The organism is Hydrogenophaga sp. GW101-3F08 (genome assembly GCF_059424585.1).
In genome coordinates, this window is the sequence record NZ_JBWKZP010000007.1 from 267,265 (window position 1) to 290,546 (window position 23,282).

Genomic DNA, 23,282 nt, shown 5'->3' on the forward strand with positions numbered 1-23,282 from the left:
GAAGGGGTCCTGTCAATGCGCTGCGGCCGCGGGGGCTTCGGCGCCACCGCCCAGCGATACAAAGCTGTCGGGGCTGCCGCCTTGCAATACCCACTGCAGGTCGGTGTCGGCGATCCAGAAGTCGCGCTGGGCGCCGATGGCGTCGATGGTGGCCTGCGCCTGGTTGCGGACTTCGTCCAGCAGATCCCACACGCTCTTGAGCATGCCGTTGTAGTGCAGCACGGTTTCTTCGGTGATGAAGGTCCGCTCTTTCAATACGTCGTCCCGGCTGGCCTGCGCCAGCGCATGGCTGGCCTGGTAGGCGCCCAGGGCCACGCTGGTGAGGACCCGGTTGCGCATGCGCTCGGCCGCGGGCAGTTGGGCCTGCACGCCGGCCGCGCGTTGCCGCAGATCGGACGCCTCCAGCGCCTGCGTCGGCGGGTCGGGCAGGCGGTCGGGCAGCGCCACCGCGTCGTGTTCACCGGACAGGCCCAGCAGCGTCAGCAGCTTGGCCTGTGCCTGAACGGCCGCGTACTGGGCGCGCCGGTGGTCCATGCGCGCCGCCGATGTGGCCAGTTGCACCCGGGACTGCTGCAACCGGCTCCAGTTGCCCACGCTCACCATGCGCTGGCCCAGTTCGCTGGCCGCCTGGGCGGCGTCCAGCAGGTCGCGCTGGTGCTTCAGGATCTGCTGCGCGGCCACGGCCTGGAACCAGGCCTTGCGGGCCTCGGCCGCCACCTCCAGCAGTTCGTCCATGTCGTCGATGCGGCGCTGCAGGCCGGGGTCCAGCTCGGTCCAGCGACCGCTCGCGATCCACTGCCCGTTCTGGTCGCCGAGGCGGGCCAGCGGGCTGGCCAGGTCGCGGTGCAGCCGCCAGGCCTGGCGAACGGCGTGCTCGGGCGTGGGCAGGGCCCAGCCGGTGGCGGCGGGTTGCGCCGGCTCGGCCGACGGGTTGGCCTGTTCCCACTTGAGCACATCGGCGTGGCCGCGCTTGAGCGTCCCGACGGCCTCGTTGGCCTGTCGCCAGTCAAGCTCCGGGGGCGCGGTCTGGGCCGACAAGGCCAAAGGCCCGGCGAGCGCGGCTGCCACCAGCAGCCGGCGGGTCGCCCGAACATGGAAAGGGGAATTCACGGCAATCGCTCCTTTTTGATTTAGATCAAACGGGACGGATTCTGCGGGGGGCTCTCCGTCATCATCCTGTCGGCTTGATGACAAAGCTGTCATTTTCGTCCGCGCGGCTGTATGCGCAGGCAAACTAGCGACCAGGAGCGCGACCGTGAAGATTCTGATTGTTGAAGACGAGCCCAAGGCGGGCGACTATTTGCGGCAAGGCCTGCGCGAGGCGGGCTATGTGGTGGATCTCGTCACCAACGGCATCGACGGCCTGCACCACGGGCTCGAAGGCGACCACGACCTGTTGATCCTGGACGTCATGCTGCCGGGCATGGACGGCTGGCAGGTCCTGCGCAGCCTGCGCGGCCAGGGGCGGGAGATGCCGGTGCTGTTTCTCACCGCGCGCGATCAGGTGGAAGACCGCGTCAAGGGCCTGGAGCTCGGGGCCGACGACTACCTGGTCAAGCCGTTTTCGTTTGCCGAGCTGCTGGCCCGGGTGCGCACCATCCTGCGCCGGGGTCGCACGGGGCTGGAAGCCACCACGCTGCAGGTGGCCGACCTGGAGCTGGACCTGCTGCGCCGGCGCGTGACGCGGTCGGGCAAACGCATCGACCTCACCGCCAAGGAATTCGGCTTGCTGGAGCTGCTGATGCGCCGCCACGGCGAGGTGTTGCCGCGCTCCCTGATCGCCTCGCAGGTGTGGGACGTGAATTTCGACAGCGACACCAACGTGATCGAGGTGGCCATGCGGCGCCTGCGGGGCAAGGTGGACGATGGCTTTGAGCCTCGCCTGATCCAGACCGTGCGCGGCATGGGCTATGTGCTGGAAGTGCCGGAGGCTTCCGACTGATGCCCGGGCGACTCTCGCTGACCGCGCGCCTGACCGCCTTCTACGCGCTGGTGTCGGCCACCGTGCTGGTGGGGCTCGCCGTGCTGGTGGCGCTGGCGACCAGCCGCCACTTCGTCGAACTGGACCGGGACTATCTGCGGGACAAGATCGGCCTGGTTCAGAAGATCGTCGCCGAGTCGCCGTCGCCGGAGCAGCTCTCCAGCCGGCTGGATGAACTGCTGGGCAGCCACCATGGGCTCTTCATCGACCTGCGCCAGGGCGAGCGCCTGGTGCACGGGACCGAGGGCATGGTCTTTCCCCCCAAGCTCGCTTCGGTCGACGCCGGCACCGGCCCCACCGACTGGACCACCGACGGCCAGACGCTGCGCGGCCTGAGCGCGCGCGTCGAGCCCCCGGCCGCTTCGGGCGGCCCGGACAGCGCAGGCCAGCCCCTGCAACTGCGGATCGCCCTGGACACGGGGCACCACGCGCATTTCATGCGCGCGCTGAGCCAGACGCTGGCGCTCTACTCGCTGGGCGCCATTCTGGTCAGCGGCGTGCTGGGCTGGTGCGCGGCGCGCAGCGGCCTGGCGCCGCTGCGCGTCATGAAAGAGCGCGCCATGACGGTCACGGCGCAGAAGCTGGACCAGCGCATGCCCGTCGAGGCCGTGCCGGTGGAGTTCGCCGATCTCGCCGAAAGCCTCAACACCATGCTCGGGCGCCTGCAGGCGGATTTCGCGCGCCTGCAGGAGTTCTCCAGCGATCTGGCCCACGAGCTGCGCACCCCCATCAACAACCTGCTGACCCAGACCCAGGTGTCGCTGGCGCAAAAGCGCGACGCCGACGCCTACCGCGACATCCTGGCCTCCAACGCCGAAGAGTTCCAGCGCCTGGCGCGCATGGTGTCCGACATGCTGTTCCTGGCCAAGACCGAACACGGCATCGAGCTTCCCCACCGCGAAGCCATATCGCTGGACCGCGAGGTGCGGGCGCTGTTCGACTTCTACGACGCGGTGGCCGATGAGAAGCGGATCCGCTTGACGCTGGACGGTGACGCCGAGATCGTCGGGGATGGGCTCATGGTGCGGCGCGCCATCAGCAATCTGCTGTCGAACGCGCTGAGGCATTCCCCCGAGGCGGGCGAGGTCCTGGTGGCCATCCGGCGCAGCGATCAGGGGACGACCTTGAGCGTTTCCAACGCCGGAACCATTCACACCGAGCACCCGCTGCGGCTGTTCGATCGTTTCTACCGGGTCGACAAGTCGCGCGCCCACCCGGACTCGGATGGCACGGGGCTCGGGCTGTCGATCACCCGCGCGATCATGGAGGCCCACGGTGGCCGGGTGTCCGTTGACTCGGACGAGCGGCACACCGTCTTTTCCCTGCACTTTCCCGCGGGAGCGCCGGGCGGCGGGGGTCGGCGCGGCGCCCACCCGTGAAGCCCGGGCCGGCTTCTAGGGCACCGGCTCGCCCACCACGCCGCCGTTGGGCAGGCGCTGCATGCGCTTGATGTCGCGCTGGGGCGGCGCGCCAAACAAGCGGCTGTAGTCCCGGCTGAACTGCGAGGCGCTTTCGTAGCCCACGCGCGCCGCGGTGCTGCCCGCGTCCAGGGCCTGGTTCAACATCAGTTGCCGGGCCTCCTGCAGGCGCAGCTGCTTCTGGTATTGCAGGGGGCTCATGCCCGCGAGGTCGCGGAAGTGCAGCCGGAAGCTCGATGGGCTCATGTGCGCGCGGGCGGCCAGCTCGTCGATCAGCACGTCGCGCGTGAAGTTCTGTTTGAGCCAGGCCATGGCCTGGGCGACCTGATGGCCGGGCGATCCCGAGGCCACCAGGTGCCGCAGAAACGGCCCATGCGGGCCGAGCAGGACCCGCACCATGATCTCCTGCTGGATCAAGGGCGCCACGCTGGCGATGAGCAGCGGCTCCTCCAGCAGCCGCACCAGGCGGGTCACCGCGTCCAGCAAGGGCTCGTCCAGCGGACTGAGCGAGATCGCGCGCGGGGGCGGGTCGCGCGGCGGGGCCGGCAACCCCATCTCGGCCGCCAGCTGCACCAGCGCGCGTGCGTCCAGCGTGAGCATCATGGCCAGCAGGGGCCTGGCCGCGTCGGCGTGCGTGACATGGGACACCACGGGCATGTCCACCGTCGTCACCAGGGACTGGCCCGGGCCGTACTGGGTCACATATTCGCCGTGGATGACCTGCTTGCCCCCTTGCGCGACCACGGCCAGCCCGAGCCCGTAGATGCAATGCAGGGGCTCGGTCCTGACGCTGCACCGCAGAAGCGAGAGCCGCTCAATCCCGGTGGCGTGGCCGCCATCGGTTTGGGCAAACTTTCCAATGGCCTGGGCCAGGGTTTCAATGGGCATGGTCGGTGGGCTTCAGCGGAGGGATTCGTCCCGGCGCGCAGCGCCAGGCAGGGTGGTGCTCCGGGGGCGGAGCACCCAGGGGCACTGTACCTCTGGCGCCGGTGGCGATTTCCTTTTCCATGGGCATGGCGTTGGAAAAGGCAAAAAAAGCGTCAAAACCGGCAAACCCGAGGCGGGGCCGCCGCAGACACTTCCCGACATCGTTCGACGTTTGAAACCGTCGGGCGAGCCGTTTCCCGCTTTCCCGTCCCGACGCCGACCGACGGCAACTTCTGACCCGGAGAACCCCCCATGAGCACCCTGAACGTCAATGGCCGAAACCACACGGTCGATGCCGACCCCGGCACCCCCATCCTCTGGGCCCTGCGCGACACGCTGGGCCTGACCGGCACCAAGTTCGGCTGTGGCGCGGCGCTGTGCGGCGCCTGCACCGTGCATCTGGACGGCGCCGCCATCCGCTCCTGCGTCACGCCCATCTCGGCCGCCGAAGGCAAGCGGCTCACCACGGTCGAAGCCGTCACCGGCGGTGCCGACCGCGTGGGCGCGGCCGTGCACGCGGCCTGGGTCAAACACGACGTGGCGCAGTGCGGCTACTGCCAGAGCGGCCAGATCATGAGCGCCACCGCGTTCCTGAAGTCGCTGCCGCGTGGCAAGCAGCCCAGTGCCGCCGAGATCGACTCGGCCATGGCCGGCAACATCTGCCGCTGTGGCACCTACGCCCGCATCCGCACCGCCGTGGTCGATGCCGCGAAAAACCTTGCCTGAAGGATTCCCCATGCTGTTCAACCACTTTGACCGCGCTGAAATGCCCCGCGCCCTGCAGCACCTGCTCAGCCGCGACCCGGCCGACGAGCCCGCCGCGATGCCGCGCCGCAGTTTCCTGAAGCTGGCCGGGGTCGGCGGCTTTGCCCTGGGCGCTTTTCCGGGCATGGCCCTGGCGCAGACCGATGCCCCGGCCGACAAGCCATTGGGCCCGACGCATCAGCCGTCCGCCTTCGTCGAGATCGCGCCCAACGGCGAGGTCACCGTGACGATCAACCGGCTCGACTTCGGCCAGGGCGTCCAGACGGCGCTGCCGATGATCCTGGCCGACGAACTCGATGCCGACTGGGCCAAGGTGCGCAGCCGCCATGGCAGCAACGCCGGCGCCTATGTCGACCCCATGATGGGCATGCACCTGACCGGTGGCTCCAATTCCATCAAGAACAGCTTCACCCAATACCGCGAGCTCGGCGCGCGCGCCCGGTGGATGCTGATCAACGCCGCGGCCGCGCGCTGGAAGGTGGACGCGGCCACGCTGCGCACCGCGGCCGGCGAGGTCATCGCGGCCGACGGTCGCAAACTGGGCTACGGCGAGCTGGCCGAGGCCGCCATGGCGCAACCGGTGCCGCAGAAGGTGGTGCTCAAGGACCCGAAGGACTTCCGCATCATCGGGCGGCCCACCACGCGGCTGGACGCGAAAGCCAAGAGCAGCGGCCGGCAGGACTACGGCATCGACATGCGCCTGCCCGGGCAGCTCACGGCGGTGGTGATGCGCCCGCCGGTGTTCGGCGCCAAGGTGGCCTCGCTGGACGACAGCGCGGCGCGCGCCATCAAGGGCGTGAAGGCGGTGCTGCGCGTGCCGCTGGACCGGGGCGCCGAGGGCGTCGCCGTCGTGGCCGAGGGCTACTGGCCCGCCAAGCAGGGCCGGGACGCGCTGAAGGTGCAATGGGACACCGCGGGCGTCGAAAAGGTCGACAGCGCGCGCCAGCTCGCGCAGTACCGCGAGCAGGCCGGCCAACCCGGCCCGCGCCACTTCGACGCCGACATGGCGCCGCTGGCCGGTGCCGCCCAAAAGATCGTGGCGGAGTTTGCCTTCCCCTACCTGGCCCACGCGCCGATGGAGCCGCTGAACTGCACGGTGCGCATCGGCGCCGATGGCGCCGAGCTCTGGCTCGGCAGCCAGATGCCGGGCCTCGACGGCATGATGGCCGCGGGTGTGCTGGGCCTCAAACCCGAGCAGGTCCAGGTCCATGTGCAGATGGCGGGCGGCGGCTTCGGGCGGCGCGCCATCCCCACCAGCGACTACGTGTATGAGGCCTGCGTGGTGGCCAAGGCGGCCCGCGCGGCCGGCCTGGACGCGCCGGTGCGCACGCTGTGGAGCCGCGAGGACGACATCCGGGGCGGTTACTACCGCCCGATGCACCTGCACCGCGCGGTCATCGGCCTCGATGCGCAGGGGCGGGTGCTCGCCTGGGACCACACGATCGTCGGGCAGTCGATCCTCAGCGGCTCCCCCTTCGAGGGTTTCATGGTGAAGAACGGCATCGACATGACCGCCGTGGAAGGCATGCGCGAGCCCTACGACTTGCCGATGCGCCTCACGGTGCACCACCCCAAGGTCAACGTGCCCGTGCTCTGGTGGCGCAGCGTCGGCTCCACCCACACCGCCTTCGTGATGGAGACGCTGATCGACGAGATCGCGCGGACCAACCGGCAGGACCCGGTGGCCTACCGCATGCAGATGTTCGGCGAGAAACACCCGCGGCACCGCGCGGCGCTGCAGATGGCGGTCGACAAGAGCGGCTACGGCAAGAAGAAGCTGCCCGCGGGCCGGGCCTGGGGCGTGGCCGTGCACGAGTCGTTCCAGTCGGTCGTAGCCTATGTGGTGGAGGCCTCGCTGAAGGACGGCCAGCCGGTGTTGCACCGCGCCACCGCCGGCGTGCACTGCAACCTGGCGGTGAACCCGCGCACCCTGGAGGCACAGGTGCAGGGCGCCGCGCTGATGGGCCTGTCGATGTGCCTGCCGGGCGCGGCCATCACCTTCAAGGACGGCGTGGTCGAGCAGAGCAACTTCGGGGACTTCGTGGTCCCGCGCATCACCGACATGCCGCAGATCGCCGTGCACATCGTGCCCAGCGCCGAACCGCCCACCGGCATGGGCGAGCCCGGCCTGCCGCCGCTGGCGCCGGCCTTCGCCAACGCGGTGACGCGCCTGACCGGCAAGCCGATGCGCGAGCTGCCCTTCAAGCTGGCCTGACCCGAGCCACCACCCTGAGAGGAAGCCAACCATGGAAGACCTCGACACCCTGGTGCTGCGCACCGCCGTGGGCTGGCGCGCCGCCGGCCTGCCGGTGGTGCTCGTCACCGTCGCGCGCACCTGGGGCTCTTCGCCCCGGCCGCCCGGCTCGCTCATGGCCATCAACGGGCAGGGCGAGACGGTCGGTTCGGTGTCGGGCGGCTGCATCGAAGACGACCTGATCCAGCGCATCCGCGAAGGCGGCGTGCGGGCGGCCTGCGCCACCGACACGCCCGCCGTGCTGCGCTACGGCATCTCGGCCGACGAGGCGCACCGCTTCGGCCTGCCTTGCGGCGGCACGGTGGAGCTGGTGCTGGAGCCGGTGTCCGGGCGCAGCCGGCTCGACGAGCTGCTGCAGGCCTGCCAGCGGCGGCGCAGCACCGAGCGGCGGCTGGACCTGCGCACCGGTGCGGTGGCGCTGAGCGAAGGCCGCCGGGACGGCGTGCCCCGACTGGATGAGCACCACCTCACCACCTACCTCGGGCCGCAGGCGCGGCTCATCCTGATCGGTGCGGGCGATCTCTCGCGCTTCATGGGCCAGATGGCGCTGAGCCTGGGCTTCGAGGTCATCGTCTGCGACCCACGCGAGGAACACCGCGCCAGCTGGATGCTGGACGGCGTGGTGCTCAGCCACGAGATGCCGGACGACCTGATCCTGCGCCTCAAGCCCGACGCACGCACCGCCGTGGTGGCGCTGACGCACGACCCCAAGCTGGACGACCTGGCGCTGATCGACGCGCTGCAGTCCGAAGCCTTCTACGTGGGCGCCATCGGTTCGCGCCGCCACAGCGCGCTGCGCCGGGAACGCCTGCACACCCACTTCGACCTGTCGGAAGACGACCTGCGCAGGCTGCACGGGCCGGCCGGGCTGTACATCGGCAGCAAGACCCCGGCCGAGATCGCGCTGTCCATCATGGCCGAGGTGGTGGCGGTGAAGAACGGCGTGCGGCAGGGCGCGCCGGTGCCGGTTTCGGTGGGCAAGTCCCGGCTCGAAGCGGCCGAGACCGGGTCCCAGGCCTTCACCGCCCCGGTCTGCGCGGTCTAGCGCGAATGAACAACACCGCCGCGCCCCACCCGCCACTGGCCGCCACCATCCTGGCGGCCGGCCTAGGCCAGCGCCTGGGCGGCCGGCCCAAGGCGACCTTGCAGATCGATGGCCGCAGCGTGCTGGAGCGCGTGGTCGCGGCCCTGCGCGGCGCGGGCATTCCGGCGGTGAGCGTGGTCATGGGCCCGTACCGCGACCAGCTCCTGCCCCTGGCGGCCCGCTGCGGTGCCCACGCCGTGGAGCACCGGCTGCCCAACCCCAGCCTGATCGATTCGCAGCGGCTCGCGCTGCAGGCGCATGGCGATGGTTTTCCCGGCCACGACCTGCTGCTGGTGTTGGCCGATCTGCCGCTGCTGGGGGCCGACGACGTCTCGCCCCTGCTGAGCGCCTGGCGGCAGCGCGCGCCCGGGGTGCACGCCCTGATGCCGGTGGTGGACGGCGTGCGCGGGCATCCGCTCCTGCTCTCCAGCCACGCCGTGGCGCAGGTGGCCGCCACCGCGCCGCAGCTGGGCATTCGCGACTGGTTGCAGCGCCACCCCGAGGCCGTGCAGCCTGTCCCCAGCGTGCGGCGGGCCTGCGTCACCGACGTGGACACGCCGGACGACCTGAGCGCGCTGCAGGCCCTGGTGCACCCGATGGTGGTGGCCTGGCCCACCCGCTGAGCCCGGTGTTGCCGGGGCCGGCCCCGGGCGTCCCGAGGCCTCGCACGGCGCTGCGGCTCAGAGCAGCTCGATTTCCCCGTAGTGCAGGCGCACGACCCCACGCGCCTCCAGCGCTTTCAGGGCCTTGTTGACGCTTTGCCGGCTCACGCCCAGCATGTGCGCCAGCACCTCCTGCCCCAGGCGGATGCGCCGGCGCGGGGCGTCGCGGCTGCCGTAGCCCTGGGCCAGCAGCCACAGCCGCTGGCGGATGCGCTCTTCCAGCGGCAGTTGCGCGAGCTCTTCCAGCACAGCGAAGGCCACGCGCAGCTTGCGGCAGGCCAGGCGGCCCAGCTCGCGCCACATGGTTGGGTGCGTCTCCAGCCAGGCCAGCAGCCCGGCGCGCGGCACCTCCAGCACCTGGGTGTCGCCGTCGGCCACCGCGTCGTGGGTGCGCGGCAGCTCGTCGATCATGGAGATCTCGCCGAACCACTGGTAGGGCTCCAGGTAGGCCAGCACGGCGGGCTGCCCTTCGACGTTCACCGCGCCGATGCGCAGGGCGCCCGCGATCACGCAGCACAGGCCGCTGGCCGACCCGCCGCGCGCGAACAGGGACTCGCCGTGCGCGAGGCGGTGCAGGCGCGAGCGCGCCAGCAGCGCGTCCTGCAGCTCGGCCGGACAGGCGCCGAACCAGTCGTCGCTGGCCAGCGCGGCGCGCAAACCGGGTGGGAGGGGGGCAGGGCGGGGCATCGGGGGCCGTGGGCTGCGGCGTGGTGTGGAGAGCCGGTCGCGGGGGCGGGCGAGCGGGATTGTCGAAATTTTGACAGACAGCGGCCGCGGCGCCGCGGCATCCTTGGGCGCTCCGTACCCGCCCGACAAACCCCCAACCCCCCCACCATGAACGCACCCACCCGAACCCCCTTGCCCGACCGGCGCACGATGCTGATCGCCCTGCTCGGAGCCGGCCTGCTGCTGGCGCTGGCCTTCATCGGCGCGGGTCTGACCAGTGACACGGCGCTGTTCTCGCTGCAGCCGCCGGGCGGCGGTGCGCCCGACATGCTGCCCGCGCAGCGCCTGGACCTGCACCGCACCTTCTTCACCATCTGGGCGGCGCTGGTGCTCGTGGTACCCGCCCTGAGCCTGTTCGGTTTCCGGCACCGCTCCGAGCGCGCCGCGCGCTACTGGCTCGCTTTCTGGACCGCGGCCCTGCTGGTCTTCCTGGTGCACTTCTACTGGGCCGTTGTGGTGCTCTTCGGCAACGACTGGCAGCGCATCCTGCACACCCCCCGGGTCAGCGCGCCGCGCCTGGACACGGTGTTCGCGGTCTGGTGGTGCGTGGACGTGCTGCTGGCCTGGACGCTGCGCTCCGAAGCCGTGTGGGTCCGCGCGCAGCGCTGGGGCGTGCACCTGCTGGCCTTCGTGCTGTTCTTCATGGGCGCGGCGCGCGAAGGCGAGCTGCTGTGGTCGCGCACCCTGGGCTGGTCGCTCGCGGTGTGCGTGGCGCTCAGCCTGCTGTGGCTCGCGGTGCGCCGGTTCAGGCGGCGTTGATCAAGCCCACCACGGTGCCGATCACCAGCAGGGTGGGGGGCTGGATGCGGTGCCGCCGCGCCGTCCGCGCCAGGTCGCGCAGCGGCGTGGTGTGGATGCGCTGTTCTGGCCAGGTGGCTTTGTAGATCAGGGCCGCCGGCGTCTCGCCGGGCAGCCCGGCGGCCTGTAGGTTCTCGGCGATGCGGTCCAGGCCCGTGACCCCCATGTAGATCACCACGGTCTGGTGCGGCTGGGCCAGCGCCTGCCAGTTCAGATCGACGCCGCCGTCCTTGAGATGGCCCGTGACGAAGACGCAGCTCTGGGCATGTTCCCGGTGCGTGAGCGGAAAGCCGAAGCTCGCGCCAGCGCCCAGCGCCGCCGTGATGCCCGGAACGATCTCCACCGGAATCGCGTGCCGGGCCAGCGCCTCCATCTCTTCGCCGCCGCGCCCGAACACGAAGGGGTCGCCACCCTTGAGGCGCACGACCCGTTTGCCGCTTTGCGCCTGGTCCACCAGCAACTGGCAGATCGCCTCCTGCGACAGCGTGTGGTGGCCCGCGGCCTTGCCCACGTAGATGCGCTCGGCCTGTGGCGGGGCGAAGTCCACGATGCCCGGGCCGACCAGGTTGTCGTAGACCAGCACCTCGGCGGTCTGCAGGCGCCGCCAGGCGCGCAGGGTCAGCAGCTCGGGGTCTCCGGGGCCGGCGCCCACCAGGCACACCGTGCCCGGCGCCTGTGCCTGCGCCTGCGCCTGCGCCTGCGGAGCGTGGCCCGGCGTCAAGCGTCCGACCCCTGGGGCCCCTGGTGGAACACCAGGTCTTCGACCACGCGGCCCTGGCACAGGTGCTGCTTGATGATGCGGTCCATGTTGGCGTCGGTCACGTTGTAGTACCAGGTGCCGTCGGGCTGCACGCACATCACCGGCCCGCCCTTGCAGGCGGCAAAGCAGCTCACGCGGCTGCGCTTGACGCGCAGTTCGCCGTCGTGCAGCCCGGCCGCCTTGAACTTCTCGCCCAGGCTGTCGAACAGGGCCTGCGACGCGCCGTCCTGCGTGCAGCGCGGGCCGGTGCAGACCAGCAGGTGGCGCTTGTAGGCGCCGATGCGGGGTTTTTCCACGGCGTCCGGGCTCATCCCTCGGCCTCCTCGGTGAGGGTCGTGGTCTCTGGCGAGTCCTCCGGCGTGTTCAGCACCGCTTCGATGTAGTCCACCGGCAGCCGGTGCTGCTGCGCCAGTGTGGCCAGGCTCACGCCCTCGGCGTGGTCGGCGCGCAGCTGCGCCATCCAGCCCAGCAGGCCGCTGGACAGCGAGCGGCCCGCCTTCTCGCCTTCGCGCGTGCTGCCGCCCTCGTCCAGGTCGTACTTGTTGGCGTAGCCGCGCGGCGTGACCATCAGGCCGTGCTGGACGAAGGTGTGGCTGTTGCCGATCAGCACGGTGGTGAGCATGCCGATCTCGCACTCGCTCATGTGCGCCAGCGTGGTGAACTCGATGCGCTCGCGCCGCCGGTAGGCCGACTTGACCACCGCCACCGGCGTGTCGGGCCGGCGGTGGCGCAGGAACAGCGCCTGCGCCTGCACGATCTGCTGGGTGCGCCGCCCGCTCTTGGGGTTGTAGAGCGCCACCACGAAGTCCGACGCGGCGACCGCGTCCAGCCGGCGCGCGATCACCGGCCAGGGCGTGAGCAGGTCGCTCAGCGAGATGGAGCAGAAGTCGTGCGTGAGCGGCGCCCCCACCAGCGCGGCGCAGGCGTTGATGGCCGAGGCGCCCGGCACCACTTCCACGCTCACGTCCGACTCGGGTGTCCAGCCGGCCTGGAACAGCACCTCGTAGGTCGGGCCGGCCATGCCGTACACGCCGGCGTCGCCGCTGGAGATCAGGGCCACCTTCTTGCCCTCGCGCGCGCGCTCCAGCGCGTGCACGGCGCGGTCCAGCTCCTCGGTCATGCCTTTGCGGATGACCTCCTTGCCTTCGAGCAGGTCGGCCACCAGCTTGATGTAGGTGACGTAGCCCACCACCACGTCGGCCTCGGCGATCGCCGCGCGGGCGCGGTGGGTCATGTGGTCGAGGCTGCCGGGGCCGATGCCCACCAGTGCGATGCTGCCGCTCACGGGGCAGCTTCCGCGGGTGTGCCGGCCGTGGTGCCGGCGGGGCTCAGGGCGCGCGCCAGCGCCGGCCGCAGCCAGCGCTCAAAGGCCGGGCCGGCCACCAGACCCAGGCCCAGCCAGAACGACACGGACAGCCAGGTGGTGGCCCAGACAAACGCCTCGCCCAACTGGCGCAGGCTGGCGTGCGCTTCACCGGTGAACCCGGCCAGCGGGTCGGCCGCGATGTGCGGCGCCCCCACCACGAACGGCAACGCCAGCCAGGCCAGCGCCGCGACCCAGCGCAGGGGGCTGCGCAGGGCGGCCACCGAGGCACAGGCCAGCGCGGCACTGCCCGCGGCCAGCAGCCACCAGCCCTGGCGCGAGCCCAGGCGGGCAGCATCCATGCCGGGGATCTCGGCCGGCAGCCCCAGCGACGGCCAGAGGTGGAACGCCAGCCAGCCCGCGGCCGCCGTCCACAGCGCCAGCGGCAGGGAGCGCTGGCGAGCGCCCCGCCACAGACACAGACCCATCACGGCCAGCACCAGCAGCGCCATGCTGAACGCGTGCAGCCCATTGGCCACCCAGGTCCAGAACAGGCGCTCGGCACCATCGGCCGGCGCCCATGCCTCGGCCGCGTCGCCATGGTCGTGCGCCACGCCGTCCGCGTGGGCGTCCGTGGCCGCCAGCGCCGGTGCAGCCGGCTCGGGCGCCTCGGCCTTCTGGCCCTCAAACACCTCGGCCGCCAGGATGATGGGCACGGCCTGCAACTGCTGCAGACCCGACTGCAAGCTGCCCACCAGCAGGGCCACGGCCAGCGCCGCCCAGATCAATCGTCGAAAAATCATGAAGCTCTCCATATACAGATAGGTCACGCATCGGACCGTGCGAACCACAACGCCCGAAGTGCCCCAGCCGAGAACGCGGTGGAACCGGCTTCGCCGGGCCAGGAGCAAAGCCCCCTTGAGGGGGTCGCGCGCAGCGCGGCGGGGGTGGTCCTCTCAGTGACAGGGTTTGACGGTGACGTGGCGCACGTCGTGCGCGGCGTTGTGGGCGATGGGACTTTCGGCGAAGGCCACGCCGTACAGCACCACCAGGCTCAGCGCACAGCCGGCGGTCAGTTGCAGCAGCACGCCGCGCAGGGCGTGGGTGGTGGGTTGGGTCAGAGGGAGGGTCGAGGGATGCATGCGGTGCTCCTGTCAGGGTTGGGGGAAAAGAAAACGGTCACAGCGGGCGATGGAAACCGTGGCGTTGCGCCCATCGGCGCCACGGTGTTTGAATTTTTCGACCAGCAGGGCCTGCCCCGGCAGGGGCGTGGCCCGGCCCAGCACCGCCGCGCCGGCGAGCAGGGCGGCGGCCTCGCTGACCGAGGGCGTGCCGGTGTGGCGGCGCACGGTCTCGGAAGGGTTGGGCACGGGCACGCCGGCCAGCGCCTCGGGCGTGTAGAACACCAGCGGCGGCCAGCCTAGGCTCTGGGCCAGCGCCAGCAGGCCGGGCTCGTCGGCCTTGAGGCTGATGCTGGCCGCGGCCACCACGCGGGCCAGCGGCACCCCGGCGATGGCCAGGGCCTCGTGCAGCGCGTGCTGCAGCGTGGCCAGCGGCGTGCCGCGGTCGCAGCCCAGGCCGACCGCCACCGCCGTGTCTTCGGGGGCCGGAAACGCTGCAAGGCTCACTGGACGACCCTCCGTGCGGCGCTCACTGGCGTACCTTCGCCCTGCGGGCTGCGGTGCGAGCTTGCTTGGGAGCGGCCCGGCGCGGCGCTCACGTCGCAGACTCCAGCGGCGGGCGGTACACCACCAGGCGTTCGTGCAGTTCGTCCCAGCGGGCCGGCGGCACCTCGGCGTGGGTGATCCACAGCACGGCCTTGAAGCGCGCCAGGTCCACGTCGGCCAGGCGCTCGAAGCGCTGGATGCTGGCCGGCAGCGGGGTGGGGCGGGTCCACCAGTGCGGGCTGCCCGCCTCCTGCACCACGGCCACCGGCTCGCCGTTGACCACGTGGGCCGACACGCGGGTGATGTTGATCTTGGGCGCCTCCACCTTCCAGCCCAGCTCGCGGCCCAGGATGTCCACCGGAATGGTCTTGCCCACGTCCGACGCGGTCGTCAGCACCGGCGTGGCGCCGAGCAGGGCGGCCACCGTTTCGGCCATGGCGTTGGCGCCGCCCACGTGGCCCGACAGCACCGGGATCACGAACTGCCCTGCGTCGTCCACCACCAGCACGCCGGGGTCTTCGTCCTTGTTCTTCAGGTGCGGCGCGATCAGGCGCACCACCGCGCCCAGCGAGACGAAAAAGACGATCTGGTCGAAGTCGGCGAACAGGGTCGGGATCTCGTCGCGAAAGGCCCCGCCGTAGGCCCGCACCGGGTTGGGCAGGCCCGCCATCAGCGGCGCGAACTTGTCCGCCACGCAGACGCTGGCCCCGGGCATCTGGCGCGCCAGGTCGGCGGTCTGCTGGGCGCCGTGTTTGGTGATCGCCACCAGGACGACGCGCACGGTGGGGTCGGGAATATTCATGACAGGGTTTCCTCTTCTTCGATCTCGGTGCTGGTTTTCTGGCGGCAGCCGCGTTGCAGCTCGCCGCGTTCGCGCCCGGGGTTTTTCACCAGCAGCAGCGACAGGTAGTTGACCGGCGTGCCCTTGAGCGCGGCCACGTCGGTGACGATGCGTTCCAGCGGCGAGCCGGCCTTTTCGATGAAGCGGCTGTGCGCCAGCAGGCCGCGCCGCGCCAGCAGGTCGATCAGATCGTCGAGCAGCGGTTTCACCTTCATCAGCACCAGGGTGTCGAAGTCGTCCAGCATCTTCTCCACCGCCGCGATGCCGTAGGCGGCGGGCACGATGGCGATGGTGTCGTCCTGCTCCGAGAGCGGCAGCTGCAGCCGAGCGCAGGCGGCGTTGAACGAGGTCACCCCGGGCACGATCTCGATGCGCGCCTCGGGGTCGAGCTCGCGCAGCACGCGGGCCAGGTAACAGAAGCTGGCGTAGGTGGACGCGTCGCCTTCGACCAGGAACAGCACGTCCTGCCCGCTGGCCAGCAGCTCGCGCACCGTCTCGGCCGCTTTCAGCCAGTGGCGCGCCAGCTTCTCCGCGTCGTGCGTCATGGGAAACAGCAACGACTGGTGGCGCTCGGGCGGCGACAGGCCGGCGCGCAGCGCGATGTCCAGCGCGTAGCTGTCTTTGCGCAGGCTGCGCACCGGGTAGGTCCACACCGCGTCGCGCCGCTCCAGCAAGGCCCAGGCGCGGCGGGTGATCAGGCCCGGGTCGCCGGGGCCAAGGGAGACGCCGTAAAGCGTGCCAGCGTGTGTCATGCCGCACCCCCCGCCTGGGCGCAGACGATCCACACCGGGTTTTCCGCCGCCATGCGGTGCATGTGCAGGATGGGTTTGCTGCGCGAGGCCTGCAGTTGCAGCACGTCCCAGTTCGCGCCCAGGCGCTTCAAGGTGTCCACGGCCGCCCCCAGGTTTTCGATCGTCACGAAGTTCATCACCAGCCAGCCCTGCGGTTTCAGGCGCTGCAGGATCAGCGCGATCAGCTCGGCCAGTTCACCGCCCGAGCCGCCGACGAACACCGCGTCCGGGTCGGCCCAGTCCTGCAGGCCTTCGGGCGCCTTGCCGTGCAGCAGCGTGTGGTTGCTGATGCCCATCGCCAGGCGGTTGCGCTGCACGATGGCGGCGTCGTCCACGTTCTTCTCGATCGCGTAGACATGGCCGCTGCGGCACAGGCGCGCGGCCTCCAGACCGACCGAGCCCGACCCGGCGCCGATGTCCCAGACCACGCTGTCGGCGCGCAGCTGCAGACGCGCCAGCGAGACCGCACGCACCTCGTGCTTGGTGATCAGGCCCTTCTCTGGGTGGCGCTGTTCGAAGCTGGCGTCTGGCAGGCCCAGCAGCACCTGCGGCGCGCGCAGCCGGGTGCGCCAGAGCAGCACCACGTTGGGGTCGGCGAAGGGCATCTGCGCGGCGGCAGTGACCGACATGCCGCTGACGATGCGTTCTTCGGGCTGGCACAGGCGCTCGGCCACCGCCATCTCGAAGTCTTCTGCCAGACCCTCGGCGAGCAGCATGCGGGCGATGCGGTCGGGCGTGTTGTCCGGGCTGGTCAGCACGGCCAGGCGGTCGTGCTGGCGGATGTCGCGCAGCAGGGCGTACAGGCCATGCCCGGGCGGCGAGCCCGGCACCCAGTCGCCCGCGTCCTTGGCGTGCACGGAAGAGAACTTCATGTCCTGCCAGGGCAGGCCCAGGCGCGCGCAGGCCAGTTGCAGCGTGGACACGTTGGGGATCACCTCGATGGCCTCGATGCACAGGCGCGAGGCCAGGTAGGCCGCGATGCCGTGGCACAGCGGGTCGCCGGTGGCCAGCACCACCACCCGCCGGTGTTCGGCCTGCGCGGCGCGTATCCACTCGGGCACCTGCGACAGCGCGCCGCCCAGGTCGCGCTGTTCGGCCTGCGGCGCCATCTGCTCGGCCAGCAGCCGCAGCGTGCGGGCCGCGCCAACGACCAGGTCGGCCTGCCGCAGGTGTCGCAGCGCGGTCGCGTTCAGGCTGGCGACACCGTCGTCCAGCACGCCGAGGATGCGGCATTTTTCGATCACAGAAAAAAACTCCATTTCAGTTTTCCATGGTGCCGGAGCGCCACCCGCAACGCATGAAACGGTCCAGCCCAGGACACCGCCGGGCCGGCTTTGCCGGACGGCTGGTGTCGCCCCCTTTGAGGGGGTAGCGCGAAGCGCTGCGGGGGTGGCTCACTTCGCCTCCGCTATTTTTTTGCCGTCGAAATCGCAGACCAGCACCTGCAATTCAAATTGGTCGGGGTAACGCGTGCGCAGGGTCTCGATGACCTTGCGCGCCAGCGCCGTGTGAAAGGCCTGGCCCAGGCCCAGCGCGTCCATGCGTTCACCGGCGTAGCGCGCGGTCTCGTTGGCGCGGATGGCCTCGCAGACCTCGGGCGGCGCGCCCACGCCGGCGGCCAGATCGGCCAGCAGGCCGGTGTCCACCTCGGCGCGGCCCGCGTGGGTGATGGTCTCGCCCTGGGCGATCTTGGTGAGCTTGCCCACCATGCCGCCAATGACCACCTTCTTCAGCCCGGCCTTCACCGCCGCGCCCATGGCGTAGCGCAGGAAATCGCCCATCTGCACGAAGGCCGGTTCGGGCAGCTCGGGCATTTCTTCCATCACGAATTTTTCGGTGCGCCCGCCGGTGGTGAGCACCACCACCCCGTGGCCCAGCGTGCCCGCCACCTGCACGCCCTGCACCACGCTGGCGCGGTAGGCGGCGGTGGAATACGGTTTGACGATGCCGGTGGTGCCCAGGATGGAGATGCCACCCAGGATGCCCAGGCGCGCGTTCAGCGTCTTCTTCGCCATCGCCTCGCCCTGCGGCACCGAGAGCGTGACCCGCAGGCCCACCTCGTCGAGCAGGCCCTGGCCGACGGCCCGCACATTGGCCTCGATGTTGCGGCGCGGCACCGGGTTGATGGCCGGGCCGCCCACCGCCAGACCCAGACCGGGCATGGTGACCGTGCCCACGCCCACGCCGCCGGCCAGCACCACCTGGCCCGGTTGCTCGGGCAGCAGGCGCAGGTCGGCGGTGAGGTGGGCCTTGTCGGTGCAGTCCGGGTCGTCGCCCGCGTCCTTGATCACCATGGCGTGGGCGGCCTTTTGTGCGCCGCTGCCTTCCACCCGGCCGTCGTGCACGGCGAACGTCACCCGGTCGCCGTTGGGCAGCAGGCACTCGACCTCATCGGGCACCGCACCCGTGACCAGACCGATGACCGCCGCACGCGCCGCCGCGGCCGAACACGCACCGGTCGTGAAACCGGTGCGGGTGCCGCGGGGCGCGTCCTTCTGCATCACGCGGCGAGCTCCCGCGCCTCGGCCAGGCCCAGCAACGCGTGGATCGCGGCCACCACCAGGGTGGAGCCGCCCTTGCGGCCCCGGATCACGATCCAGGGCACGCCGGTCTGCAGCGCCATCAGGTCCTTGGACTCGGCCGCCGACACAAACCCCACCGGCATGCCCACCACCAGCGCGGGGCGTGCACCCTCTTCATGGATCAGGCGCACCACCTCGATCAGCGCCGTGGGCGCGTTGCCGATGCCCACGATGGCGCCGTCGATCAGGCCCAGCCGGTGGGCCTTGCGCATGGCCTGCACGGCGCGGGTCGTGCCTTCGGTTTTGGCTTGCTCGATCACGTCCGGGTCGGAGATGAACTGGTGCGTGCCCATGCCGAAGTGGCCCAGGCGCGGCGCCGAGAGGCCGACGCAGATCATCTCCACGTCGGCCACCACGCGGGTGCCGCGCGAGAGGATGGCGGTCAGGCCCGCGTCCACCGCGCCGGGGTGGAAATCGGTCAGGCCGTTGAAGTCGAAATCGGCGTTGGCGTGGATCATGCGGCGCACGATGGGCCACTGATCTGGCGTGTACGGGTGCGAGAGCACCTCGCGGTCGATCACCGCGAACGAGTCGTGCTCGATGGCGCGGCCCGCGGCGGTGAGCTGCTCGGTGACGACGTTGGCGGTGTCAGGCGCGGGCATGGTCATGGGGGTGTCCGTGGTCGTGTCCATGGGCATCTGCGTGGGCATGCTCGTGTTCATGCACGTGGGGGTGTTCGTGCGGATGCGCAGGGCCGTGGTCGTGGCTGTGCGGCAGCGTGTCGTCGTGGTGGTGTCCGCCCAGGCCGTGTTCCTCGGCAAAGTGGCGGTACTTGCAGCCGTCGCAGGGCATCAGCGCGGCCGGCGCGTGGCGCCGCATGTCGCCCACCCGCTGTTCCAGCAGCTCGAAGATCTCGGGCTCGAAACCGAAGTACTTGGTGGAGACGAAACGCAGTGTCGGGTACTGGGCCCTCAGGTGTTCCACCTGGCGCGTGATGCGTTCCACCAGGGTGCCGTTGAACAGGTAATACGGCAGCACCACCACCTGCTTCATGCCCAGCAGGCTCTGGCGCTGCACCACCGTTTCCAGCCGCGGGTGGGTGATGCCGGTGAACGCGAGGTCCACCAGCTCGTGCTCGGTTTCCTCCATCAGCCAGCGCGCCATGCGGGCCATGTCGCCGTTGGCCTGCCGGTCGGACGAGCCGCGCCCCAGGATCACCACGCCGGTGGTGCGCGGGTCGGGCATGTCCAGCGCCTGCATCGCGCCCTTGAGGCGGCGCCGCAGGATGGCCAGCATCGGTTCGCCCGCGCCCAGGTGGGGCGCGTACTGGAACTGCACCAGCGGGAACTGGAGGCGGGCATGGGCGATGGCCTGGGGGATGTCCATCTTCACGTGGCCCGCCGCGTTCAGGATCAGCGGCAGCACCCACACGCGCTGCGAGCCGGCGGCCGCGCGCTTCAGGCCTTCGCTCAGCGTGATCTCGGAGAACTCGATGAAGCAGACCTCGATGCGCCAGTCGGGCTGGCGCAGGCGCAGCCGTTCGGCGAAGACCTGGATCTCGTCGTTGCCCGAGGGCTCGCGCGAGCCGTGGCCCACCAGCAGAATGGTTTCAGCGTTCATGGGGACTCCGGGACGGTGGGGGTGGCGGGCGCGCTGGCGCGGCGGAAGCGGTGGGTGAAGCTGGGGTCGTACAGCCGGGACTTGGCCAGGGTGGGCCAGTGGCGCGCGCCCAACGTGGGGCTGGCGATCACCATGGACTGGCTCACCACCTTGGCCTCTCGGCAGCGCTGCCGGATGTCGGCCAGGGTGCCGCGAACGATCAGTTCCTCGCCCGGCCAACTGGCCTTGTGCACCACCAGGATGGGCGCGTCCTCGGCCCAGCCGGCGGCGCGCAGGCCCGCTTCCACCTTGTGCAGCAGTGTGATCGAGAGAAAGATGCACAGGGTGCAGTGGTGGGCGGCCAGGGCGGCCAGGTCCTCGCCCGGCGGCATGGGCGTGCGGCCCTCGACGCGGGTGAAGATCACGCTCTGCGTCACCTCGGGCAGGGTGAAGCTCTCCACGCCGGCCGCCGCCGAGGCCATAGCCGAGGACACGCCCGGCACCACGCGCACCGGCACGCCCGCCGCATCGAGCGGTTGCACCATCTCGATCAGCGTGCCGTACAGGGCGGGGTCGCCGGTCTGCAGGCGCACCACCGTCTCGTGGCGCTGCGCCTGCGCCAGCAGCCAGGCGGCCATCTGGTCCAGCGTCATGTCCTTGCTGTCGGCGATCGCGCAGCCCGCGGGCGCCCAGCGGGTCGCGGCCTCGTTGACCAGCGAGCCCGCGAAGAGGATCGCGCCGGCCCTTTCCACCAGGGCGCGGCCCTTGACGGTGATCAGTTCCGGGTCGCCCGGGCCGGCACCCACGAACCAGACGGTGCCCGTCATGGCCGTGTGGGCCGGTGGGCGGCCATGTCGAAAACGAAAACGAAAGCGACGACGGCGCGCCGCCGGCAGGCCTGGGCCTGCTCCGTGCATGAAACCATTCCAACTCTCCAGTCGCACACCCGCGCGCAAGAAGCACAACGCGGACGCGGGGGGAAATGAAGGAGAGGCAGCGCAGGCACTCATGGGCCTGCCACCGGCTCACATCGCCCACCGCAATGCCGCACATGTCGTCACAGGCCGGTCTCCGGGCTCGCAAGTGAAGAAAGGGCTTCTTCTGCCTGGCGCCTTCCCATGCGTGAGCACAGTGGCTGTCTTGCCAGGTTTGTCTTGCTTACCGTTGCGGGGGCAGCGTCGGAATAGGGGGTCCAGGTTTCTGGACCAGCGCACCGACTTCCCGTTTAATTCCATCGACTGAACAGTCTCGGAACACCTCTAACGTGGGGCGATGCTATCAGAACGCATCGGTGATCGCGCTGGGGGCGAGGTCTCAGAGGCGGGCCCTTTTTGAGGCTCGATGGACCGCGATACCCGGCTCGGTGCCGACAGGCAAGGGCCGGCACCGCCAGTGGTGGCCCCCGGCCGAAGCCGCGAATTGGCGGCGAAATCCGGCTCGCTTTGACCGTACAGATTGCGCCCGATCGGCCGATAGTTAGAGCTCGCTTCGCCATTTTTCAGGATGCGTTGCGGATCGCATCGCCCCATATGGATCCCATAACCTGCGCATTTGGCGCCTCTCTTCGTCAGGACCCACCATGTTCCAGCTGACAACCCTGAGCGTCTCGCGACGCCTTTTCATTCTGGTCGCCAGCGCCGTCATGGGCCTGGTCATCCTGCTGGCCCTGTTCCTCACGTCGGAGCGGACGCTGATCATGGAAGAGCGCCAAAGCGGCGTGCGCCAGACCGTGGAGACCGCCCATGGCCTGATCACGCACTACCACAGCCTCTCAGCCAAGGGCGGCCTGAGTGAAGCCGATGCCAAGGCCCAGGCGCTGGCTGCCATCCGTGCGCTGCGTTACAGCGAAGTGGAGTATTTCTGGATCAACGACATGACGCCCGTGATGGTCATGCACCCGATCCGCCCCGAACTCGAAGGCAAGGACCTGAGCGAGAACAAGGACCCCGAAGGCACCTTCCTGTTCCGCGAGTTCGTGGACACGGTGAAAAAGGGCGGTGCCGGCTACGTGCCCTACATGTGGCCCAAACCCGGCAGCGAAAACCCGGTGCAGAAGGTCTCGTATGTGAAGGGCTTTGCGCCCTGGGGCTGGGTGATCGGTTCGGGCGTGTATGTGGACACCGTGACCGCCACCATCTGGGACCGCACCTTGAAGATGGGCCTGAGCGCACTTGCGATGGCCCTGGTTCTGCTGGGCATCGGCCTGCTCATGTCGCGCAGCATCGTGCGGCAGCTCGGCGGTGAGCCGGCATTGGCCAGCGCCATCACCGAACGCATTGCCCAGGGCGATCTGGCGGTGGAGGTGCCGATTCGCGCCGGCGACCACCACAGCCTCATGCACAGCCTGCGCTCCATGCGCGACAACATGGCCGGCATCGTCAGCCGCGTGCGCCAGGGCAGCGAGTCGGTGGCCATGGCCAGCACCGAAATTGCACAGGGCAATCACGACCTCAGCGGCCGCACCGAAAGCCAGGCCAGCGCGCTGGAGCAGACGGCGACCAGCATGGAAGAATTGGGCTCCACCGTGCGCCAGAACGCCGACAACGCGCGCCAGGCCAACTCGCTGGCACAAAGCGCTTCGTCGGTGGCGGTCCTGGGGGGTGAGGTGGTCGGTCAGGTGGTGGACAACATGAAGGCCATCCACACCTCCAGCCAGAAGATCTCCGACATCATCTCCGTGATCGATGGCATCGCTTTTCAGACCAACATCCTGGCGCTCAATGCGGCGGTGGAAGCCGCGCGCGCTGGCGAACAGGGCCGGGGCTTTGCGGTGGTGGCGGGTGAAGTGCGCCTGCTGGCCGGGCGCAGCGCCGAAGCGGCGAAAGAAATCAAGACCCTGATCTCTGACAGCGTGGTCCGTGTGGAACAGGGTTCGGCCCTGGTGGATCGCGCGCGCAGCACCATGCAGGACGTGGTGCAGAGCATCCGCCACGTGACCGACATCGTGGCCGAGATCAGTGCGGCCAGCACCGAGCAAAGCAGCGCGGTGGGTCAGGTCAGCGAAGCCGTCACCCAGATGGACCAGAACACCCAACAAAACGCGGCCATGGTGGAACAGATCGCATCGGCCGCGAGCAGCCTCAAGAGCCAGGCTGACGACCTGGTGCAGACGGTCGCCGCCTTCCGGTTTGCGCCCCAGCAGGGCCTGGTTGCGCAAGTCGGATAAAGCTGTGTTGTCAGGGGT

General features: G+C 70.2%; 24 protein-coding genes and 1 riboswitch. Of the genes, 8 read left to right on the forward strand and 16 right to left on the reverse strand.

Annotated elements, in window-relative coordinates:
- Positions 1–12: 12 nt before the first annotated feature.
- Positions 13–1,110 (reverse strand): TolC family protein, encoded by a 1,098-nt coding sequence (locus AC07YZ_RS18480; RefSeq protein WP_494795799.1) that lies wholly within the window; start codon positions 1,108–1,110, stop codon positions 13–15.
- Between the two features lie 145 nt (positions 1,111–1,255).
- Here AC07YZ_RS18480 and AC07YZ_RS18485 point away from each other — a divergent pair, with 145 nt between their 5' ends.
- Together AC07YZ_RS18485 and AC07YZ_RS18490 are read left to right on the forward strand one after the other, a co-directional pair.
- Positions 1,256–1,942: a heavy metal response regulator transcription factor gene (locus tag AC07YZ_RS18485; RefSeq protein WP_226494463.1), complete on the forward strand. Its 687-nt coding sequence runs from the start codon at positions 1,256–1,258 to the stop codon at positions 1,940–1,942.
- Positions 1,942–3,360, forward strand: a complete 1,419-nt coding sequence (locus tag AC07YZ_RS18490) for a heavy metal sensor histidine kinase (RefSeq protein ID WP_494795800.1) — start codon at positions 1,942–1,944, stop codon at positions 3,358–3,360. Before AC07YZ_RS18485 ends, AC07YZ_RS18490 begins: the two co-directional genes overlap by 1 nt.
- Before the next feature lie 15 nt (positions 3,361–3,375).
- Here AC07YZ_RS18490 and AC07YZ_RS18495 read toward each other — a convergent pair whose 3' ends face one another.
- Positions 3,376–4,287, reverse strand: coding sequence for an AraC family transcriptional regulator (locus AC07YZ_RS18495; RefSeq protein WP_226494461.1), 912 nt, complete (start codon positions 4,285–4,287; stop codon positions 3,376–3,378).
- Positions 4,288–4,578: 291 nt separating this feature from the next.
- On the opposite strand from AC07YZ_RS18495, the gene AC07YZ_RS18500 reads away from it, so the two are divergent.
- From AC07YZ_RS18500 to AC07YZ_RS18515, 4 genes are read left to right on the forward strand one after another with little or no spacing between them, the layout of a single operon-like run.
- Positions 4,579–5,052, forward strand: a complete 474-nt coding sequence (locus AC07YZ_RS18500; protein WP_494795801.1) for a (2Fe-2S)-binding protein — start codon at positions 4,579–4,581, stop codon at positions 5,050–5,052.
- A gap of 10 nt (positions 5,053–5,062) precedes the next feature.
- Complete coding sequence (locus AC07YZ_RS18505) at positions 5,063–7,306, forward strand: xanthine dehydrogenase family protein molybdopterin-binding subunit (protein ID WP_494795802.1); 2,244 nt, start codon at positions 5,063–5,065, stop codon at positions 7,304–7,306.
- Positions 7,307–7,337: 31 nt separating this feature from the next.
- Entirely contained in the window at positions 7,338–8,390 is a 1,053-nt protein-coding gene (locus AC07YZ_RS18510; protein WP_494795803.1) for an XdhC family protein, read from the forward strand.
- A gap of 5 nt (positions 8,391–8,395) precedes the next feature.
- Positions 8,396–9,052, forward strand: a complete 657-nt coding sequence (locus AC07YZ_RS18515) for a nucleotidyltransferase family protein (protein WP_494795804.1) — start codon at positions 8,396–8,398, stop codon at positions 9,050–9,052.
- 57 nt (positions 9,053–9,109) lie between these two features.
- Here AC07YZ_RS18515 and AC07YZ_RS18520 read toward each other — a convergent pair whose 3' ends face one another.
- Positions 9,110–9,778: a Crp/Fnr family transcriptional regulator gene (locus tag AC07YZ_RS18520; RefSeq protein ID WP_494795805.1), complete on the reverse strand. Its 669-nt coding sequence runs from the start codon at positions 9,776–9,778 to the stop codon at positions 9,110–9,112.
- Between the two features lie 147 nt (positions 9,779–9,925).
- On the opposite strand from AC07YZ_RS18520, the gene AC07YZ_RS18525 reads away from it, so the two are divergent.
- Positions 9,926–10,576 carry a hypothetical protein gene (locus tag AC07YZ_RS18525; protein WP_494795806.1) on the forward strand — a complete coding sequence of 217 codons (651 nt, stop codon included), beginning with the start codon at positions 9,926–9,928 and terminating at the stop codon, positions 10,574–10,576.
- On the opposite strand, the gene cobA is transcribed toward AC07YZ_RS18525, so the two are convergent.
- The 13 genes from cobA to cobM all read right to left on the reverse strand — a co-directional run bounded on the left by cobA (position 10,563) and on the right by cobM (position 20,925).
- Positions 10,563–11,336, reverse strand: coding sequence for a uroporphyrinogen-III C-methyltransferase (cobA, locus tag AC07YZ_RS18530; RefSeq protein WP_494795807.1), 774 nt, complete (start codon positions 11,334–11,336; stop codon positions 10,563–10,565). The two genes, AC07YZ_RS18525 and cobA, sit on opposite strands and share 14 nt — an antisense overlap.
- Complete coding sequence (locus tag AC07YZ_RS18535; RefSeq protein WP_494795808.1) at positions 11,333–11,686, reverse strand: (2Fe-2S) ferredoxin domain-containing protein; 354 nt, start codon at positions 11,684–11,686, stop codon at positions 11,333–11,335. Before AC07YZ_RS18535 ends, cobA begins: the two co-directional genes overlap by 4 nt.
- The gene (cobJ, locus tag AC07YZ_RS18540; protein ID WP_494795840.1) at positions 11,683–12,609 is read right to left on the reverse strand and encodes a precorrin-3B C(17)-methyltransferase; all 927 of its coding nucleotides are present in this window, start codon (positions 12,607–12,609) and stop codon (positions 11,683–11,685) included. Before cobJ ends, AC07YZ_RS18535 begins: the two co-directional genes overlap by 4 nt.
- A 47-nt stretch (positions 12,610–12,656) precedes the next feature.
- Positions 12,657–13,481 carry a CbtA family protein gene (locus tag AC07YZ_RS18545; RefSeq protein WP_494795809.1) on the reverse strand — a complete coding sequence of 275 codons (825 nt, stop codon included), beginning with the start codon at positions 13,479–13,481 and terminating at the stop codon, positions 12,657–12,659.
- Positions 13,482–13,634: 153 nt separating this feature from the next.
- Positions 13,635–13,820, reverse strand: a complete 186-nt coding sequence (locus AC07YZ_RS18550) for a CbtB domain-containing protein (RefSeq protein WP_494795810.1) — start codon at positions 13,818–13,820, stop codon at positions 13,635–13,637.
- Between the two features lie 12 nt (positions 13,821–13,832).
- Complete coding sequence (locus AC07YZ_RS18555) at positions 13,833–14,306, reverse strand: cobalamin biosynthesis protein (protein ID WP_494795811.1); 474 nt, start codon at positions 14,304–14,306, stop codon at positions 13,833–13,835.
- Positions 14,307–14,394: 88 nt separating this feature from the next.
- Positions 14,395–15,147, reverse strand: a complete 753-nt coding sequence (locus AC07YZ_RS18560; RefSeq protein ID WP_494795812.1) for a cobalamin biosynthesis central domain-containing protein — start codon at positions 15,145–15,147, stop codon at positions 14,395–14,397.
- On the reverse strand, positions 15,144–15,938 hold the full coding sequence (gene cobI / locus AC07YZ_RS18565; protein WP_494795813.1) for a precorrin-2 C(20)-methyltransferase: 795 nt from the start codon (positions 15,936–15,938) through the stop codon (positions 15,144–15,146). The genes AC07YZ_RS18560 and cobI overlap by 4 nt, the downstream gene beginning before the upstream one ends.
- Positions 15,935–17,236, reverse strand: a complete 1,302-nt coding sequence (gene cbiE, locus AC07YZ_RS18570; RefSeq protein ID WP_494795814.1) for a precorrin-6y C5,15-methyltransferase (decarboxylating) subunit CbiE — start codon at positions 17,234–17,236, stop codon at positions 15,935–15,937. Before cbiE ends, cobI begins: the two co-directional genes overlap by 4 nt.
- 135 nt (positions 17,237–17,371) lie before the next feature.
- Positions 17,372–18,481: a cobalt-precorrin-5B (C(1))-methyltransferase gene (locus AC07YZ_RS18575; RefSeq protein WP_494795815.1), complete on the reverse strand. Its 1,110-nt coding sequence runs from the start codon at positions 18,479–18,481 to the stop codon at positions 17,372–17,374.
- The gene (locus tag AC07YZ_RS18580) at positions 18,478–19,191 is read right to left on the reverse strand and encodes a precorrin-8X methylmutase (protein ID WP_494795816.1); all 714 of its coding nucleotides are present in this window, start codon (positions 19,189–19,191) and stop codon (positions 18,478–18,480) included. The genes AC07YZ_RS18575 and AC07YZ_RS18580 overlap by 4 nt, the downstream gene beginning before the upstream one ends.
- On the reverse strand, positions 19,148–20,119 hold the full coding sequence (locus AC07YZ_RS18585; protein ID WP_494795817.1) for a sirohydrochlorin chelatase: 972 nt from the start codon (positions 20,117–20,119) through the stop codon (positions 19,148–19,150). The genes AC07YZ_RS18580 and AC07YZ_RS18585 overlap by 44 nt, the downstream gene beginning before the upstream one ends.
- Positions 20,116–20,925 (reverse strand): precorrin-4 C(11)-methyltransferase, encoded by an 810-nt coding sequence (cobM, locus tag AC07YZ_RS18590; protein ID WP_494795818.1) that lies wholly within the window; start codon positions 20,923–20,925, stop codon positions 20,116–20,118. The genes AC07YZ_RS18585 and cobM overlap by 4 nt, the downstream gene beginning before the upstream one ends.
- Positions 20,926–21,143: 218 nt before the next feature.
- A riboswitch (cobalamin riboswitch) is annotated at positions 21,144–21,374 on the reverse strand.
- A gap of 303 nt (positions 21,375–21,677) precedes the next feature.
- On the opposite strand from cobM, the gene AC07YZ_RS18595 reads away from it, so the two are divergent.
- The gene (locus tag AC07YZ_RS18595; RefSeq protein WP_494795819.1) at positions 21,678–23,264 is read left to right on the forward strand and encodes a methyl-accepting chemotaxis protein; all 1,587 of its coding nucleotides are present in this window, start codon (positions 21,678–21,680) and stop codon (positions 23,262–23,264) included.
- The last annotated feature ends 18 nt before the right edge of the window (positions 23,265–23,282 follow it).

Excerpts from the sequence above, each read along its gene's own strand:
- AC07YZ_RS18515 (WP_494795804.1), top strand. The coding sequence starts at position 8,396 with ATGAACAACACCGCCGCGCCCCACCCGCCACTGGCCGCCACCATCCTG.
- AC07YZ_RS18550 (WP_494795810.1), bottom strand. The coding sequence starts at position 13,820 with ATGCATCCCTCGACCCTCCCTCTGACCCAACCCACCACCCACGCCCTG.
- AC07YZ_RS18580 (WP_494795816.1), bottom strand. The coding sequence starts at position 19,191 with ATGGACACGACCACGGACACCCCCATGACCATGCCCGCGCCTGACACC.
- AC07YZ_RS18560 (WP_494795812.1), bottom strand. The coding sequence starts at position 15,147 with ATGAATATTCCCGACCCCACCGTGCGCGTCGTCCTGGTGGCGATCACC.
- AC07YZ_RS18520 (WP_494795805.1), bottom strand. The coding sequence starts at position 9,778 with ATGCCCCGCCCTGCCCCCCTCCCACCCGGTTTGCGCGCCGCGCTGGCC.
- AC07YZ_RS18585 (WP_494795817.1), bottom strand. The coding sequence starts at position 20,119 with ATGAACGCTGAAACCATTCTGCTGGTGGGCCACGGCTCGCGCGAGCCC.
- AC07YZ_RS18595 (WP_494795819.1), top strand. The coding sequence starts at position 21,678 with ATGTTCCAGCTGACAACCCTGAGCGTCTCGCGACGCCTTTTCATTCTG.
- cobJ (WP_494795840.1), bottom strand. The coding sequence starts at position 12,609 with ATGACCCACCGCGCCCGCGCGGCGATCGCCGAGGCCGACGTGGTGGTG.
- AC07YZ_RS18495 (WP_226494461.1), bottom strand. The coding sequence starts at position 4,287 with ATGCCCATTGAAACCCTGGCCCAGGCCATTGGAAAGTTTGCCCAAACC.
- AC07YZ_RS18525 (WP_494795806.1), top strand. The coding sequence starts at position 9,926 with ATGAACGCACCCACCCGAACCCCCTTGCCCGACCGGCGCACGATGCTG.
- cobM (WP_494795818.1), bottom strand. The coding sequence starts at position 20,925 with ATGACGGGCACCGTCTGGTTCGTGGGTGCCGGCCCGGGCGACCCGGAA.
- AC07YZ_RS18535 (WP_494795808.1), bottom strand. The coding sequence starts at position 11,686 with ATGAGCCCGGACGCCGTGGAAAAACCCCGCATCGGCGCCTACAAGCGC.
- AC07YZ_RS18490 (WP_494795800.1), top strand. The coding sequence starts at position 1,942 with ATGCCCGGGCGACTCTCGCTGACCGCGCGCCTGACCGCCTTCTACGCG.
- AC07YZ_RS18545 (WP_494795809.1), bottom strand. The coding sequence starts at position 13,481 with ATGATTTTTCGACGATTGATCTGGGCGGCGCTGGCCGTGGCCCTGCTG.
- AC07YZ_RS18500 (WP_494795801.1), top strand. The coding sequence starts at position 4,579 with ATGAGCACCCTGAACGTCAATGGCCGAAACCACACGGTCGATGCCGAC.
- cobI (WP_494795813.1), bottom strand. The coding sequence starts at position 15,938 with ATGACACACGCTGGCACGCTTTACGGCGTCTCCCTTGGCCCCGGCGAC.
- cbiE (WP_494795814.1), bottom strand. The coding sequence starts at position 17,236 with ATGGAGTTTTTTTCTGTGATCGAAAAATGCCGCATCCTCGGCGTGCTG.
- AC07YZ_RS18505 (WP_494795802.1), top strand. The coding sequence starts at position 5,063 with ATGCTGTTCAACCACTTTGACCGCGCTGAAATGCCCCGCGCCCTGCAG.
- AC07YZ_RS18510 (WP_494795803.1), top strand. The coding sequence starts at position 7,338 with ATGGAAGACCTCGACACCCTGGTGCTGCGCACCGCCGTGGGCTGGCGC.